The organism is Streptomyces typhae, assembly GCF_009755605.1.
In the GTDB taxonomy this organism is placed as follows: Bacteria; Actinomycetota; Actinomycetes; order Streptomycetales; family Streptomycetaceae; genus Streptomyces; species Streptomyces typhae.
On the sequence record NZ_WPNZ01000039.1, the window covers coordinates 19661 to 34022 of the forward strand.

General features: G+C 71.9%; 9 protein-coding genes. 1 reads left to right on the forward strand and 8 read right to left on the reverse strand.

All coding sequences use genetic code 11. From position 1 onward, the window contains the following. Positions 1-317: 317 nt before the first annotated feature. From GPA10_RS40245 to eccE, 8 genes are all read right to left on the reverse strand, one after another. The gene (locus GPA10_RS40245; protein ID WP_157169740.1) at positions 318-1337 is read right to left on the reverse strand and encodes an ABC transporter ATP-binding protein; all 1020 of its coding nucleotides are present in this window, start codon (positions 1335-1337) and stop codon (positions 318-320) included. Between the two features lie 205 nt (positions 1338-1542). Beyond that, positions 1543-2583, reverse strand: coding sequence for an ABC transporter ATP-binding protein (locus GPA10_RS40250; protein WP_246260624.1), 1041 nt, complete (start codon positions 2581-2583; stop codon positions 1543-1545). After that, complete coding sequence (locus GPA10_RS40255) at positions 2580-3548, reverse strand: ABC transporter permease (RefSeq protein ID WP_058845518.1); 969 nt, start codon at positions 3546-3548, stop codon at positions 2580-2582. The genes GPA10_RS40250 and GPA10_RS40255 overlap by 4 nt, the downstream gene beginning before the upstream one ends. After that, entirely contained in the window at positions 3545-4663 is a 1119-nt protein-coding gene (locus tag GPA10_RS40260; RefSeq protein ID WP_107450084.1) for an ABC transporter permease, read from the reverse strand. Before GPA10_RS40260 ends, GPA10_RS40255 begins: the two co-directional genes overlap by 4 nt. Positions 4664-4810: 147 nt before the next feature. Beyond that, positions 4811-6697 carry an ABC transporter substrate-binding protein gene (locus GPA10_RS40265; protein WP_157169741.1) on the reverse strand — a complete coding sequence of 629 codons (1887 nt, stop codon included), beginning with the start codon at positions 6695-6697 and terminating at the stop codon, positions 4811-4813. Between the two features lie 364 nt (positions 6698-7061). Further along, positions 7062-10205, reverse strand: coding sequence for an SCO5717 family growth-regulating ATPase (locus tag GPA10_RS43565; RefSeq protein ID WP_343041868.1), 3144 nt, complete (start codon positions 10203-10205; stop codon positions 7062-7064). A 284-nt stretch (positions 10206-10489) separates the two neighbouring features. Beyond that, entirely contained in the window at positions 10490-11308 is an 819-nt protein-coding gene (locus tag GPA10_RS40275; protein WP_157169742.1) for a hypothetical protein, read from the reverse strand. Then, on the reverse strand, positions 11308-12654 hold the full coding sequence (gene eccE, locus GPA10_RS40280) for a type VII secretion protein EccE (protein WP_157169743.1): 1347 nt from the start codon (positions 12652-12654) through the stop codon (positions 11308-11310). The genes GPA10_RS40275 and eccE overlap by 1 nt, the downstream gene beginning before the upstream one ends. Positions 12655-12830: 176 nt before the next feature. On the opposite strand from eccE, the gene eccB reads away from it, so the two are divergent. After that, positions 12831-14357, forward strand: coding sequence for a type VII secretion protein EccB (eccB, locus tag GPA10_RS40285; protein ID WP_157169744.1), 1527 nt, complete (start codon positions 12831-12833; stop codon positions 14355-14357). The last annotated feature ends 5 nt before the right edge of the window (positions 14358-14362 follow it).

Consider the following 14362-nt stretch of genomic DNA (forward strand, 5'->3'; position numbering starts at 1 on the left):
GCCTGCGGGGCGAGCATCTTTCAGCCCGTCTGGCAGCCTCGCGGTTGCCCGCCGGGCGAGCATCTTTCAGCCCGTCTGGCAGCCTCGCCGTTGCCTGCGGGGCGAGCATCTTTCAATCCGTCCGGTAGCCTCGCCGTTGCCTGCGGGGCGAGCATCTTTCAGCCCGTCCGGCGTTTGAGGACGAGCCCGAAGGGCGATCGACGGCCAGCAGACCGCAGGGTCAGCCGAACAGCTGGGCCAGCAGACCGCAGGGCCAGCAGACCGCAGGGTCAGCAGACCGCAGGGCCACCCGACTCCACCCCAAGCCGACCGCAAGGTCACCCCCGGGCAACCGCCCAGTGACAGGCAACCTGCGCCCCCGCGGAGCCGGAAAGCACCGGAAGGTCCCGCGTACGACAGTCCTCCGAGACCCCGGCCCGCTCCGCCGCGCCCCCGGCGAGAACCTGGCACCGCGCGTGGAACCGGCACCCGGCCGGCACCCGGGACGGATCCGGCGGCTCCCCGGTGAGCACCACCGGCTCCCCCTCCGCCTCCGGCAGCACCGACAACAGGGCCTGGGTGTAAGGGTGCTGAGGGGCCGTGAGGACCCGCTCGACCGGCCCGGTCTCGACGATCCGGCCCAGGTACATCACCGCCACCCGGTCCGCGATGTTCCAGGCGAGACCCAGGTCGTGGGTCACCACGAGCGCGGAGAGACCGAGTTCCGCGCGCAGCCGCAGGATCAGCGCGAGGATCTCCCCGCGCACGGACGCGTCGAGCGAGGCGACGGGCTCGTCCGCGACGATCAGCTCCGGTTGCAGGACCAGGGCGCCCGCGATGACGACGCGCTGCCGCTGCCCGCCGGACAGCTCGTGCGGGTAGCGCAGGAAGAACCGCTCGGGCGGCCGCAGCCCGGCCCGGGCGAGCGCCCCGCCGACCGCGGCCCGCTCGTCACCGCCGTACTTGTGGATGCGCAGCCCCTCGGCGACGGCCTCGTACACGGTGTGCCGGGGATTGAGCGAACCGCTCGGATCCTGGAGCACGAGCTGGACGCGCTTGCGGTACGCCTTCAGGGCCCGGGAGCGGTAGTCGAGCGGCTGACCGCTGAACGTGACCCGCCCGGACGTGGGCGGGACGAGGCCGAGCAGGGACCGCGCGAGCGTCGTCTTGCCGCAGCCCGACTCGCCGACGAGCGCGACGATCTCGCCGGGGCGGATGTCCAGGTCCACGCCGTCCACCGCGCGCGCCGGGTCGGCGCCCCGGCGCCCCGGGAACGTGATGTGCAGGTCGGAGGCCGAGAGCAGGGGCGCGACGGCACCCGGCTCCGTGGCCGTCCCTGCGGTGGCTTCGGTCGTCATGCGCTGCTCCTCACGGCCGGGGACCCGAGCGGACGGTTCGCGGTGTGCGCCGGGGGGTGCGCGGCGCGGGACGGGGGCACTTCGGCATGCGCGGCGCGGGGCGGGGAGACTGCGGCGTGCGCGGCGCGGGACGGGGGCACTGCGGCGTGCGCGGGGCCCCGACCCGGGACCCGTACGCGGAAAGCGCGCGAGGGGCGGACGCAGGTCATCGCGCGCCCTCCGCGGCCGGTTCCGGCCGCCCCGGCGCGCCCACGTGCACGCACGCCGCCCAGCGCTCGGCGCCCGCCACGCGCAGCACCTGGTCCTCCGTGGCGCACGTGTCGAGGGCCACGGCGCACCGCGGGTGGAACGTGCAGCCGGACGGCAGCGCCGCCGGGTCGGGCGGGTCACCGGGCAGACCGCGCGGCGCGAACCGCGACGAGAGGTCCCCGACGCGCGGGAACGCCGCCGACAGGGCCTTGCCGTAGGGGTGCTGCGCCCGCTCGTACACCTCCTGCGCCGGTCCCTCCTCCACCACCCGGCCCGCGTACATCACCGCGAGCCGGTCACAGGTGTCGGAGAGCACCGCCAGGTCGTGGCTGATCATGATCAGGCCCAGGTCCTGGTCGGTGACGAGCTGCTCGATGAGGCGCAGGATCTGCGCCTGGATCATGACGTCGAGGGCCGTCGTGGGCTCGTCCGCGACGATCAGACGGGGGTCGCAGGCCAGCGCCATCGCGATCATCACGCGCTGGCGCTGGCCCCCGGACAGCTCGTGCGGATAGGCGTCCGCGCGGGCGCCCGGCAGGCCCACGTGCTCCAGGAGCTCCCGGGCCCTCTTCTTCGCGCCCGCGGGTGTCGCCTTCTTGTGCAGCACGATCGGCTCGGCGATCTGGTCACCGATGCGGTGCACCGCGTTCAGGGAGTGCATCGCGCCCTGGAACACGATCGACGCGCCCGCCCAGCGCACCGCCCGCACCCGGCCCCACTTCATCGTGAGCACGTCCTCACCGTCGAGCAGGATCTCGCCGGTCACCTTCGTCCCCGCGGGCAGCAGCCGCAGCAGCGCGAGCGCCAGCGTCGACTTGCCGCAGCCCGACTCGCCCGCCACGCCCAGCTTCTGCCCGGCGGCCACGGAGAGGTCGACCCCGCGGACCGCGGCGGCACCCGTCGCGTACGTCACGGTGAGGTTCCGTACGTCCAGCAGTCGGTCGGTCGGCGGTACGGCGGTGGGCGGTACGTCGGTCAGCAGTCCGTCAGTCGTCAACGGGACACTCCCAGCCTCGGGTTGAGCACGGACTCCACGGCCCGCCCGCACAGCGTGAACGCGAGCGCGACCACGGCGATCGCGATGCCGGGCGGCGCCAGGTACCACCAGTCGCCCGCGCTCACCGCGCCCGCCTCACGGGCGTCCTGGAGCAGACCGCCCCACGACACCACCGTCGGGTCGCCGAGGCCGAGGAACGCAAGGGTCGCCTCGGTCAGGATCGCGCTGGAGATGACCAGCGTGGTCTGCGCGAGCACCAGCGGCATCACGTTCGGCAGCACGTGCCGGGCCATGATGTGACCGTGCCCGCCGCCGAGCGCCCGCGCCCGCTCGATGTACGGCCGTGACTCCACGGCGAGGGTCTGCGCGCGCACCAGGCGTGCCGTCGTCGGCCACGTCGTCACCCCGATCGCCAGGATGATCGTCCACACGGAACGGTCCATCACGGACGCGAGGGCGATCGCGAGGACCAGCGTCGGCATCACCAGGAACCAGTCCGTGACCCGCATGATCACGGTCGCGTACCAGCCCCGGTAGTGGCCCGCCGTGATCCCCACGACCGTACCGATGGCCACGGAGAGGAACGCCGCGAGCAGGCCCACCGTCAGTGAGATCCGCGCGCCCCACACGAGCAGCGCCAGCAGATCACGGCCGAACTGGTCCGTGCCCAGTGGGAACTCGCCGCTCGGCGCCTGCATGGCCTCGCCCGGCGCCTCCGTCACGCTCTGCGCGTCGGATCCCACGAGGAGCGGCGCGCCGAGCGCCGCGAGGGCGATCAGCACGAGCGCCGCGAGCCCGACGACTCCCGCCCGGTGCGTGCGGTACTCCCGCCAGAAGCGGGCCGCCGAGTGCCGCCTGCGCGTCCAGGCCAGGGCCCGGGGGCTCTTCACCTCCTGCGGCGGCCGGTTGCCCTCGGCGTTCTCCGGCTCCTGCGGTGCCGGAACTGATGCCGTCTCGGTCGTCATCGGCCCACCCTGGGATCGAGCAGCGGATAGATCACGTCGGCCACCGTGTTCATCAGGATCACCGCCGTGGCGAAGACGAAGAAGAGCCCCTGCACCAGCGGCAGGTCCGGGACGCTCAGCGCCTGGTAGAACAGCCCGCCGAGCCCCGGCCAGGAGAACACCGTCTCCACCAGGATCGCGCCCGCCACCACCGTGCCGAGGTTCACGAACATCAGCGTGACCGTCGGGAGCAGCGCGTTCGGCACCGCGTGCCTGCGCCGCACCAGGTCGTCCCTCAGCCCCTTCGCCCGAGCCGTCGTCAGATAGTCGCTGCCCATCTCGTCGAGCAGCGACGAACGCATCACCAGGAGCGTCTGCGCGTACCCCACCGCGACCAGCGTGAGCACCGGAAGCACCATGTGGTGCGCCACGTCCACCACGTACGCGAACCCGCTCTCGTCGCCGCTCTCCATCCCGCCCGTCGGGAACAGGCCGGGCAGCGGCCCCATCCCCACCGAGAACGTGATGATGAGCAGCAGCCCGAGCCAGAACGACGGCACGGAGTACAGGGTTAGCGCGAGGCCCGTGTGGAAGCGGTCGCCAAGACGGCCGTTGCGCCAGGCCGTGCGTGTGCCGAGCCAGATGCCGATCAGCGTGTAGAGGACGTACGCCGTTCCGGTGAGCCACAGCGTCGCGGGCAGCGCTTCCGTGATCTTGTCCATCACCGGCGCGTGGAACTGGTACGACGTGCCGAAGTCGCCGGTCAGGACGTTGCCGCAGTAGGCCGTGAACTGCTGCCACACTGGCTGGTCGAGACCGAACTCCTGCCTCATCGCCTCCAGTTGCTCACTGGAGACCCGGCGGCCGCCCGTCATCTGCTTCACCGGGTCGCCCGGGATCAGGCGGAACAGGAAGAAGCTCGTGACGAGCACGGCGAACATCGACACCAGGGCGCCGCCCAGCTTGCCCGCCGCGTACTGGAGGTAGGCGGTCGTGTCGCGCGCCCGGGGGCCGGAGTCGCGGCGTCCCCGCGGTCCGGCCTGCCCGGCCGGGCCGCCGGGCGCCCCTCGGTCCGTCCGTGCTGCTTCGGCCTCGGCGGCCAGGATCGCCGCCGGGTTGCTCTCGGCACCAGTCATGCGTCACCACCAGTCAGGCGTCTCATGCGTCACTCGCGGTGGCGTGGTTCATCCGGTACTCGCGATGCTGGCGATACTGGAGGTATTCGCGGTAATCCCGATACTCGTGGTTGCTCGCGGCATGGTCGCTCACCCGTCGCTCACTCGTCACTCACGGTCGTCTGCTGTCGAGCGGCGGCGCAGGGCGAACAGGGCTCCGCCGCCTGCCAGCACCACCGCGGCTACGGCGATACCGATGATGACACCGGTCGAGCTGCCGCCGTCGGAGGAAGTCTTCCCACTCGCCGGAACCGCCGACCACCAACTCCAATAGCCGTCCTGGCCGTAGATGTTGCCCGCCGCCGACGGCATGGTGGCGATGGACTTGATCTGGTCCGTCCGGTACGCCTCCACCGCGTTCGGGTACGCGATGACGTTCATGTAGCCCGAGTCGTACAGCCACGACTCCATCTGCTTGACCAGGCCGGCCCGCTTGGCCGGGTCGTACTCCGCGAGCTGCTTCTCGTACAGCTCGTCGTACTTCTTGTCGCAGATGAAGTTGTCCGTCGCCGCGCTCTCCTTCGCCTTCTCCGGCAGCGCCGCGCAGGTGTGGATGCCGAGCACGAAGTCCGGGTCCGGGTTCACCGACCAGCCGTCGAACGCCAGGTCGTACTCGCCCGCGTACCAGGGCACGGACACGTCGTCCAGGCAGTTGACCTTCAGACCGATGCCGAGGTCGCCCCACCACTCCTTGAGGTACTTGCCGACGGCCTTGTCGTTCGGGTCCGTCGCGTGGCACAGGATCCGGAGGTTCAGCGGCTTCCCGTCCTTGCCCACGCGCTTGCCGCCCTTCTTCTCGTACCCGGCCTCGTCGAGCAGCTTCGCCGCCCGCTGCGGGTCGTAGCCGAGCTCCTGCCCGGCGGAGGGCTGCCAGGAGTACTCGGAGAAGCGCGGCGGGATGTACCCGGCGCCCTCCACGGCGTTCCCCTGGAACACCTTGTCGACGATCGCCTTCCTGTCCACGGAGAGGAAGAGGGCCTGACGGACCCGCTTGTCGAGGAGCGCGGGGTGGCCGTCACCGAACTTCTTGCCGTCCCGCGTGCGCGCGCCCGGGTTCGTCGCCAGGGCGAAGAAGCGGCGGCCCGGACCGTTGTTCACCTTGACGTCCGGCTCGCCCTTGAGACCGTTCGCCTGCGCGGGCGTCAGGGCCGGCTGGCCCGCCACGAAGGACACCTCGCCCTTCTTCAGGGCCGCGACGGCGGCGTCCTGGTCCTTGTACGTCTTGAAGACCAGCTCGTCGAACTTCGGCGCGCCCCGCCAGAAGTTCTTGTTCGCCCTGAGCTTCACATACTGGTCGACCTTGAAGTCCGTGAGCACGAACGGGCCGTTCCCGACCACCGGGAAGTCCTTGTCGTTGTTGAACTTCGAAATGTCGTCGACCTTCTCCCACACATGCTTGGGGACGATCGGGACATCGAGGGCCGCCATGGTCGACTGCGGCTTCTTGAGTTCGATGACGAGCTGGGTGGGGGAGGGGGCCGTCACCTTCCTGAAATTGGTGACGAAGTTGGAGTTGGCCGTCGCCGTGCCTTCCTTGGACATGATTTTGTTGAATGTCCAGGCCGCGTCCTGCGCTGTCGCCTTCTTCCCGTCCGACCACCTGGAATTGGACCGAATGGTGTACGTCCAGGTGAGCTTGTCCGCCGACGGCTGCCATTTCGTGGCGAATGCCGGGACCGCGTGGTTGTCCTTGGGGTCGTAGTTCGTCAGATACTCGTACGTCAGCCGGTGAATACTGGTGCTGAGCAGACGCTGCGCGATGAACGGGCTGAGCGAGTCGACGCTCTGTGCCACCGCGACGGTCAGGGTCTTCTTGCCGTCGTCCTCGGCCGCTGCCTCGGCCGCCGCCTTCTGGGGCGCCGGATTGAGGGGGGTGGCCAGGCCGGCCGTGAGAACGAATGCGGCGGCCGCGGCCGCCGCCGCCACGAAAGGCAGCCGGGAGCGGGCGGGGGCGGGACGTGTTCTGCTTCTGCCGTGCTGATCTTGTCTATCCATGGACGGTGACCTCGCGTCATCGCTTGCACAGAGATGGCCGGTTACGACTGCATGATCAAGGAATGTCAGCGGTTGATGTGTGTGTATCAGCGCCGGTCATCGCGCGTCAACGGCACATGAACCCCATGTGGCCTGCGGAAATAACGAGTTGACCGGGAATTCACCCGCATTGGTCAAGACCACTGACGCTGTGCTGGCCAGAGGATGGCGTGAGAATTCGGTGGGGTTATGGGGCGACGCGTCGCGATTGTTTCGCTTTTCCGTCGGTGGGGGGCGGCAACCACGAGGGCCCGCACCGTGTCGGTGCGGGCCCTCGTGGTCGCTGTGGTTATGTCTATGGCTGCTGTGGTTACGTCTACTACTACTACTGCTGCTGCTGCGGCGGCTGCCCAGGAGCCTCCGGCGCCGAGTGTCCGGAGCCGGGTACGGGGCCGGGCCCGGCGCCGGGCTGCGCTCCGTACCCTGGCGGAACAGCGCCCCCCTGCCACCCCGGCGCCCCGCCGGGAGCCGCGTACCCCTGTCCGGGCATGGGCGGAGCCACCCGAGGCGGCGGATTGCCGTCCGACGTCCACAACCCCTGAGCCTGCTGCGCCCGCACGAAATCCTCGGCCACCAACGCCGAGAGATTGAAGTACGCCTCCCGCACCTTCGGCCGCATCATGTCCAGATTGACCTCGGCCCCGGCGGCCAGATGCTCGTCGAACGGTACGACGACCACGCCCCGGCACCGCGTCTCGAAGTGCGACACGATGTCCTCGACCTTGATCATCTTCCCGGTCTCCCGCACCCCGGAGATGACGGTGAGCGACCGCGAGACCAGATCCGCGTACCCGTGCGCCGACAGCCAGTCCAGCGTCGTCGACGCGCTGCTCGCCCCGTCCACGGACGGCGTGGAGATGATGATGAGCTGGTCGGCCAGGTCGAGGACCCCGCGCATCGCGCTGTACAGCAGACCGGTACCGGAGTCCGTCAGGATGATCGGGTACTGCTTGCCGAGTACGTCGATCGCCCGCCGGTAGTCCTCGTCGTTGAACGTCGTGGACACGGCCGGGTCGACGTCGTTCGCGATGATCTCCAGGCCGGACGGCGCCTGCGACGTGAAGCGGCGGATGTCCATGTACGAGTTGAGGTACGGGATGGCCTGGACGAGGTCGCGGATCGTCGCCCCCGTCTCACGCCGCACGCGCCGCCCGAGCGTCCCCGCGTCCGGGTTGGCGTCGATGGCGAGGATCTTGTCCTGCCGCTCACTGGCGAGCGTCGAACCGAGCGCCGTGGTCGTGGTCGTCTTGCCGACACCGCCCTTGAGCGAGATGACGGCGATGCGGTAGCAGGACAGCACCGGCGTACGGATCAGCTCCAGCTTCCGCTGCCGCTCCGCCTCCTCCTTCTTGCCGCCGATCCTGAACCGCGAACCGCCGACCGGCCGGTTGCTCTTGGTCTTCTGCTTCTTGTTGTTCAGGAGGCGGTCGGAGGACAGCTCCACGGCCGCCGTGTAGCCCAGCGGCGCCCCCGGATTGGTCCGCTCACGCTGATCGTGCTGCACCGGCTGCGGCCAGGCCGCCCCCGTACGGGGGTCCACCGGGGTCTGACCTGCCTGCGGGCCCGCCTGCGGGACCTGCTGCTCCTGCTGCTGGGGGTCGTGCGGCGCGTACGGCTGGGCGGGCGGCATGGGCTGCGCCTGCGGATATGCCTGCTGCTGCGGGAATGCGCCCTGCGGGTACTGCCCCTGCGGGTGTGGCCCTTGCGGGTACTGCCCCTGCGGGTACTGCCCCTGCGGGTACTGCCCCTGCTGGGAGGGGGGCTGCGGTTGTGCCTGCGACGGCTGGTGCTGGTACGGCCCTGGCTGGGCGGGGAACTGTTGCTGTTGCTGTTGCTGTTGCTGTGGTTGTGGCTGCTGCGGTGCGGTCTGCTGCGGTGCGGTCTGCTGCGGCGGCACGGGGGCCTCGGCGGGCGGCATGGCCTGCTGCTGCGGCGGCTGGGGCTGTGTCCGGGGCTGTGCTTGGGGTGGCTGCGGGAAGCCGTAACCGGGCTGCGGTGCCTGTGCCTGGGCCGGGGGCGAGGCAGGGGGCTCGGGGGCCGGGAAGCCGTACCCGCTCTGCGGTGCGGACCAGGGCTGGGGGGCGGGCTGTTGCGGGGCGGGTTGCTGCGGCGCCGGTGCCTGCGGTGTTGCTGCCTGCGGTGCCGGTACCTGCGGTGCTGCGGGCTGGGGCTCGGGCGCCGCCTCGGGCTCGACCGGCTGCTCGCCCTGGGCGGCGGAGGCCGCGGGGGCAGCGGTGGCCGGGGGGTGCGTCGGCGCGGGCCACTGCGGCGCGGGCGCAGGGGCCGCGGGCTGGAACGCGGGCGGCAGCGGGGGCAGCCCGCTCTCCGGCGCGGGCGGCGGCGGGGTCCAGGCGGCCGGGGCGGCGGTCGCGCTCTTGGAATGTGCCTCGTCGTCGCCCTCGGCGGCGGGCGCGGCCTTGTCTTCGGCACCCTCGGAGTCATCGGGATCCACGGAGTCCCCGGAGCCCTCGAAGCCGTCGCTCCCGTCGAGGACGCCCGTGCTGTCGCCTTGCCCGCTGTCGCCTCGGTTGCTGTCGCTGCCGGTATCGGCACTCGTACTCGTATCGAAGGAGAGCGACAGGAGGGCGCCCTCGCCGCCCGTTTCAGAAGAGGCCTCGCCCTCGGACGTACCGGCCGCCTCCTGCTCCTCCGCGTCCGCCGAAGCTTCGTCGGCGTCGGCTCGCGCGGCGGCCGCCTCGCGCTCGGCCATCTCGCGGCGCAGCGCGGCGGGGGAGAACCGCATGGTGGTCCCGCTCTCCAGGTCACCCCCGCCCAGGCTCTCGGCAACAGGGGAAACAGGGGTGTCAGGGGCAGCAGGGGCGACAGCGGCGGCAGGAGGGGCCGCTTCCGTCTCGCTCACACCCCGTACGGGTACGGACGACGCGGCACCGGCGACAGCACCACTCCAGTCCGCCGCACCCCCGGACACGGGAGACGTCACCGGAGGGGCGGACGCAGGCGGTGTCGACGGCGCTGTCGCAGGGGTCGACGGCGGTGTCGCAGGCGGCGCAGGAGGAGTGGGCGGAGCGAGCGACTCGCCGGTGGGCGGTGCCGGCTGGAAGCCGCTGCCGACGGGGAGCTTGGGCACGACGGTCGCCGGAGCGGGGGAAGGCGGCGGAGCAGGGGCACCGGACTCCGCGGGCACGGACGTGGGCGCCGAAGCGGGCGCCGAAGTGGGCGCGGGCGGAGGCGTGGTGGCCGGAGGAGTGGTGGCCGGAGGAGTGGTGTCGGGCGCCGACGAGGTCTCGGGCGCCGACGAGGTCTCGGGCGCCGACGCGGTCTCGGGCGCCGACGCGGGGGAGGCGGACGGCGTCTCTCCGGCGCTGCCGGAAGCGTTCTGGGTGTACCAGGCGGGCGGAGCGTAGTCGATGGTGAACTCGCCCGTGGTCTCGGCAGCGGACTCCGCGTCGGACTGATCGTCGACGGGTGTGTCCCAGCCGCCGCGGATCTTGTCCCGATCGCTGTTCACAATGCCTCCTGGTGTGGTCGAGCACGCTCGTGCCGTGGTGGGGGGCGACCGTTCCTGTCGTCAGATCCGCCTGGCTCTCCCCGTGTGCGGGACGCGCACACCGCACTCGCGGGTTCTGACGTCGCGCCCTGTCCCAGCCTAATCACCAAAAGCACGAGCACGGCAGGCCAGTCCACCCGCCGGTGAGCGACCGTTACGTCATGCCTCACTCAGGAGCGGTCGTCCAGTCGCCGCGGTGATGAACAAATCGGTCAACGGTCAATGAACGCCGTAAATCTACGGGCTCAGTCCATTCTGCGGGCGGCTCCGAGCAGGCCGGTCTCGGTGTCCGTGCCGTGCGTCACGACGTACTGCCGATCGCGCTCGGCACACCACAGCGTCACTCCGTCCGCGAGCGTCGGCAGCGACTCGATCTGCTCACGTCCGAGCCCGAGGACCCGCCCGACCTGCGTGGCCTCGTCCGGCGAGATCCGCTGCAGCCCGACGAGCCGCGCCTGCCGGATGAGCCGGGGCGCCACGGGACTCACGTACGGAAGCAGCGTGAGGACCGACTGCCAGGGCCCCGACACGACGCGCCCCCGGGGCGGCCGCATCCCGCAGTCCCGCACGACGAGCACCGGGTTCCCGGCCGACGCCCCCTGTGGCGGCACCCGCCCCACGTCGTGCACCGACATGCCGCTCGGCCCCACCCCGAGAGCCCGCACGACCGTCGCCCATGCCGCTGCCCGCCCGGTCTCCACGACCACCCGCGCCCCGGTGGCCGCGGCCCGCAGGGCGATCACCTGGGCCGTCCAGAGGCCACCGATGAGCAGGGCGTCATAGGGAGTGGGGCGGTGGAATCCGAGCACCGCGGGGTGCCCCTGCGCGTCGGTGCCGACGACCACGCCGTCGTCACCCATCGGCAGGGTGAGCGTGTCCACTTGCTCGGCCGACAGGGAGTGGTGACCGTGGCGCGGCCCGAGCAGCCCGAATCCTCCGCGTACGGCGGCACGCAGACCGCCGCGGCCTGGAGGCGGCGGCGCGGGACGTGCGCCGGAGCCGGGGGAGCCAGGGGAGTCGGGGGAGCCGGGGGAGCCGGGAGCGGAGGTGGATGCCGTGGTCATCAGCGGGTTCCCCCGAGCGGCAGGGTGGCGAGCATTCCGGGGAGCTGTTCGTGGTCGAGCCGTACGAGGCCGGCCCCCGCCTGCCGGGCGCCCTGCTCCAACGCGCGGCGCGCGGTGTCCAGCTCGGAGTCGCTGCGCCCGGTCACCCGTACATGGCCGCGCAGCGCAAGCCCCTCGTGTCCGTCCCGTCTCACCTGCTGTCGGTCGGGTCCGAGGGTGAGGCTGAAGGTCGTCGCGAGGGTCGGAACGGCGGTGAGGAGGGTGACGAGCTGAGACATCGCAGGTCCGCCCGCACCGCCCAACTGCGGCCAGCGGCGCACCCAGTAGGTCGTGTGTCTGCGGTTGTCGCAGCGCCAGGAGCGCGTGGACTCCTCCGTTCTGCGCTGCGGCGCGTCGTCGCGGCCGGACTGCGCCGTCACCAGCGGATTGGCGCAGGCCGAGGTCGCGAGGGCGGCGGTGAGTTCCTCCTCGCTCAGGGCCGTCGCCCGAAAGCCCCGGCCCGCCAGGCGGCTCGCCAGCTGGTCCGCGGCCCGCATCACGCACTTCTGCGCGCCGGCGAGCCCACCGCCACGAGCCGCCACGGCCTCGGGGCACAGCTCGGGATCCAGCTTCAGGGCGATCCACGTGAGACGCAGCGCGGGCGCGCCCGTCCGCGCCTGCAAGGGCGCGTAGTTGCTGACGGCCACGGACTGCTGGGGGAGATGCAGCGCGGGCGCGGGCTGGGTGTGCAGCACGATCTGCGCCGACGCGAGACGGATCCCGTCCACTTCGAGCGCGTCCCGCACCGGGCCCAGGGGCAGGGGCCGTCCGGCCGGTCCCGTGCGCAGGGCGGCGCCGTCCGGCTCGATCTGGAGCACGACGGTCACGAAGGTGCCGTCGCCCACCATGCCCACGTCGCGCCGGTCACGACCGCGATGGCTGTACGTCCGCAGGGCCGGGTCGCACTCCAGGGCAGCGGTGAACGCGGGGTCCGTCCCCGGCGGCACCGGAGTCCGTGCCGCGCGCCGTCTGCGCTCCTTCAGCCTCCGGGACGCGCCGAGGAGCGCGGGCAGCGCCCGGCCGTTGCGGCGCACCACGGCGAGCAGCACGAGGACCGCCGCGACACCGCCCGCGAGCGCGGCGGCCGACGAGCCCCCGACGGCCCACCCGACCAGCGGCAGAGCAGCCGCGACCTCCACGAGCACCAGCCGTTGCAGCCGGAACGGGCCCCAGCGCGACGATGGATGGCGGAGCCGCAGGGCGATGGGGCGGTCGGCGCGCGACACGTCCGGCACGGCCGCCCCGGGCGGCTCCTGGCCTCCGGGTCCCGGCCGCCCCCGTACCCGCGTCCGTGCTGCGGAAGCCATCGGCCCACCCCCTGGTGAATCTCCCGAATTGCCCTGGTGCGCAAGGAGCTTGAGGCCCGGAAACCTCACCCACCCCGCACGCGTGACTACACAGCAGGCATAGTAGGGGCTCGGTCTGACAACGCAGGGGTGGGGGCCGGGCACCCCCGGTGACGATCAGGGGGAAGCAGCCGCACATGGCCTCACGCCGCGACGAACTCAACGCCTACACCTTCGCGAAGCGCCGCGCACTCGCCGCCTTCATCCAGCCGACGCCCTCGGGCTCGGAGGAGAGCGCCCCCCGACCGCTGCGGGCCGTGGTTCCCGGCCTGATCGTCGGGGTCGTCGTCCTGGCGGTCTTCGGCGCGTGGGGGATGCTGAAGCCCGCGGCCAAGCCGGGCTGGGACAAGCCCAAGGAACATGTGATCATCGCGAGCGAGTCCACCACCCGCTACGTGGTCCTCAAGACCGACGGCAAGCGGCAGTTGCACCCCGTTCTCAACATGGCGTCGGCGAAGCTCCTCCTCGACGCGGGCAAGGGGGACGTCATCAAGGTCGAGGAGTCCGTCCTCGACAACGGCGAACTCCCGCACGGCGCCACGATCGGCATCCCCTACGCCCCCGACCGCCTGCCCTCGCCTTCCGAAGCGGGCTCCGCCAAGCGCTGGGCGGTGTGCGAGCGGCCCGTCCAGGGCGGCCGCGCCATCCAGAAGGCGGCGTTCGTCCTCGCGGAACGGGAGCAGGACAGGACGGATGGCTCCGGACGGCTGCGCGGCGGGGAACTGCTGTACGTGATGGGCCCCGACAAGTCCCGCTACGTGGTCGACGCGCGCGGGCGCGCGTACCGGATCTCCGCGGAGGACGAACTGCTCCTGCGCACGGTCGTGGGCTCCGGCCGTGCGCCGCAGCGTGTGTCCAGGGAGTGGCTCGCCACGCTGCACCGGGGCGACCGGATCGTCTTCCCCGAGGTGGACGGCGTCCCCGGGGCCGACGCCGACGCCGAGGGCCTGCCGGACCGGACCGCGAACAAGGTGGGCATGGTGCTGCGGGCGCGCGACGGGGCCGACTGGCGCTACTACGTGGTGCTGCCCGGTCGCGTCGCCCCCGTCTCCGACTTCACCGCGCGGCTGCTCCTCAGCAGCGACGAGTTGTCCGTCCTCGGGCAGGGCGGCAGAGCCCGTGACATGAGCGCCGCCGACATCAGGCCCGACGCCGACGAGTTCGGCGACGAGCACACGTGGCCGACCCGGCGTCCCAGGCCGCCCGGCGAAGCCGCCGCCGCGCCCGGGAGCGGCAATACCGTGTGCAGCGTCCTGCGCGACGTCGACACCGACGACGGCTCGACCACACTGAGCACGTGGACGGGCCCGGACTTCCCGGCACCCCTGCCCACCGGCTCGTCCAGCGCGTACGTCACGCCCGGATCGGGCCAGTTCTACCGCCAGTTCACCGGTACGGACACGAAGTCGGGCGGTCTCTTCCTGGTCACGGACACGGGCCTGCGGTACGCCATGCAGTCCAACAGCGACAGCGCGACGGACGACGTGGGCATCGGCACGTCCAAGAAGCAGCGCGAGCAGCAGGAGCAGGAGGCACAGCAGGCCCAGACCCGCCTCGGCTACGGGGGCGCCGAGGCGGGCCGGGTGCCCGCGGCGTGGTCCACGTTCCTGCCCACGGGCCCCCGTCTGTCGACGGCGGCGGCACGCCAGCCGCAGGGCTCCTGAGCGCG

What these genes read in the sequence shown, in the direction of transcription:
- eccE (WP_157169743.1), bottom strand. Translation starts at nt 12,654, where the DNA reads ATGGCTTCCGCAGCACGGACGCGGGTACGGGGGCGGCCGGGACCCGGA.
- GPA10_RS40260 (WP_107450084.1), bottom strand. Translation starts at nt 4,663, where the DNA reads ATGACTGGTGCCGAGAGCAACCCGGCGGCGATCCTGGCCGCCGAGGCC.
- GPA10_RS40245 (WP_157169740.1), bottom strand. Translation starts at nt 1,337, where the DNA reads ATGACGACCGAAGCCACCGCAGGGACGGCCACGGAGCCGGGTGCCGTC.
- GPA10_RS40275 (WP_157169742.1), bottom strand. Translation starts at nt 11,308, where the DNA reads ATGACCACGGCATCCACCTCCGCTCCCGGCTCCCCCGGCTCCCCCGAC.
- eccB (WP_157169744.1), top strand. Translation starts at nt 12,831, where the DNA reads ATGGCCTCACGCCGCGACGAACTCAACGCCTACACCTTCGCGAAGCGC.
- GPA10_RS40265 (WP_157169741.1), bottom strand. Translation starts at nt 6,697, where the DNA reads ATGGATAGACAAGATCAGCACGGCAGAAGCAGAACACGTCCCGCCCCC.
- GPA10_RS40255 (WP_058845518.1), bottom strand. Translation starts at nt 3,548, where the DNA reads ATGACGACCGAGACGGCATCAGTTCCGGCACCGCAGGAGCCGGAGAAC.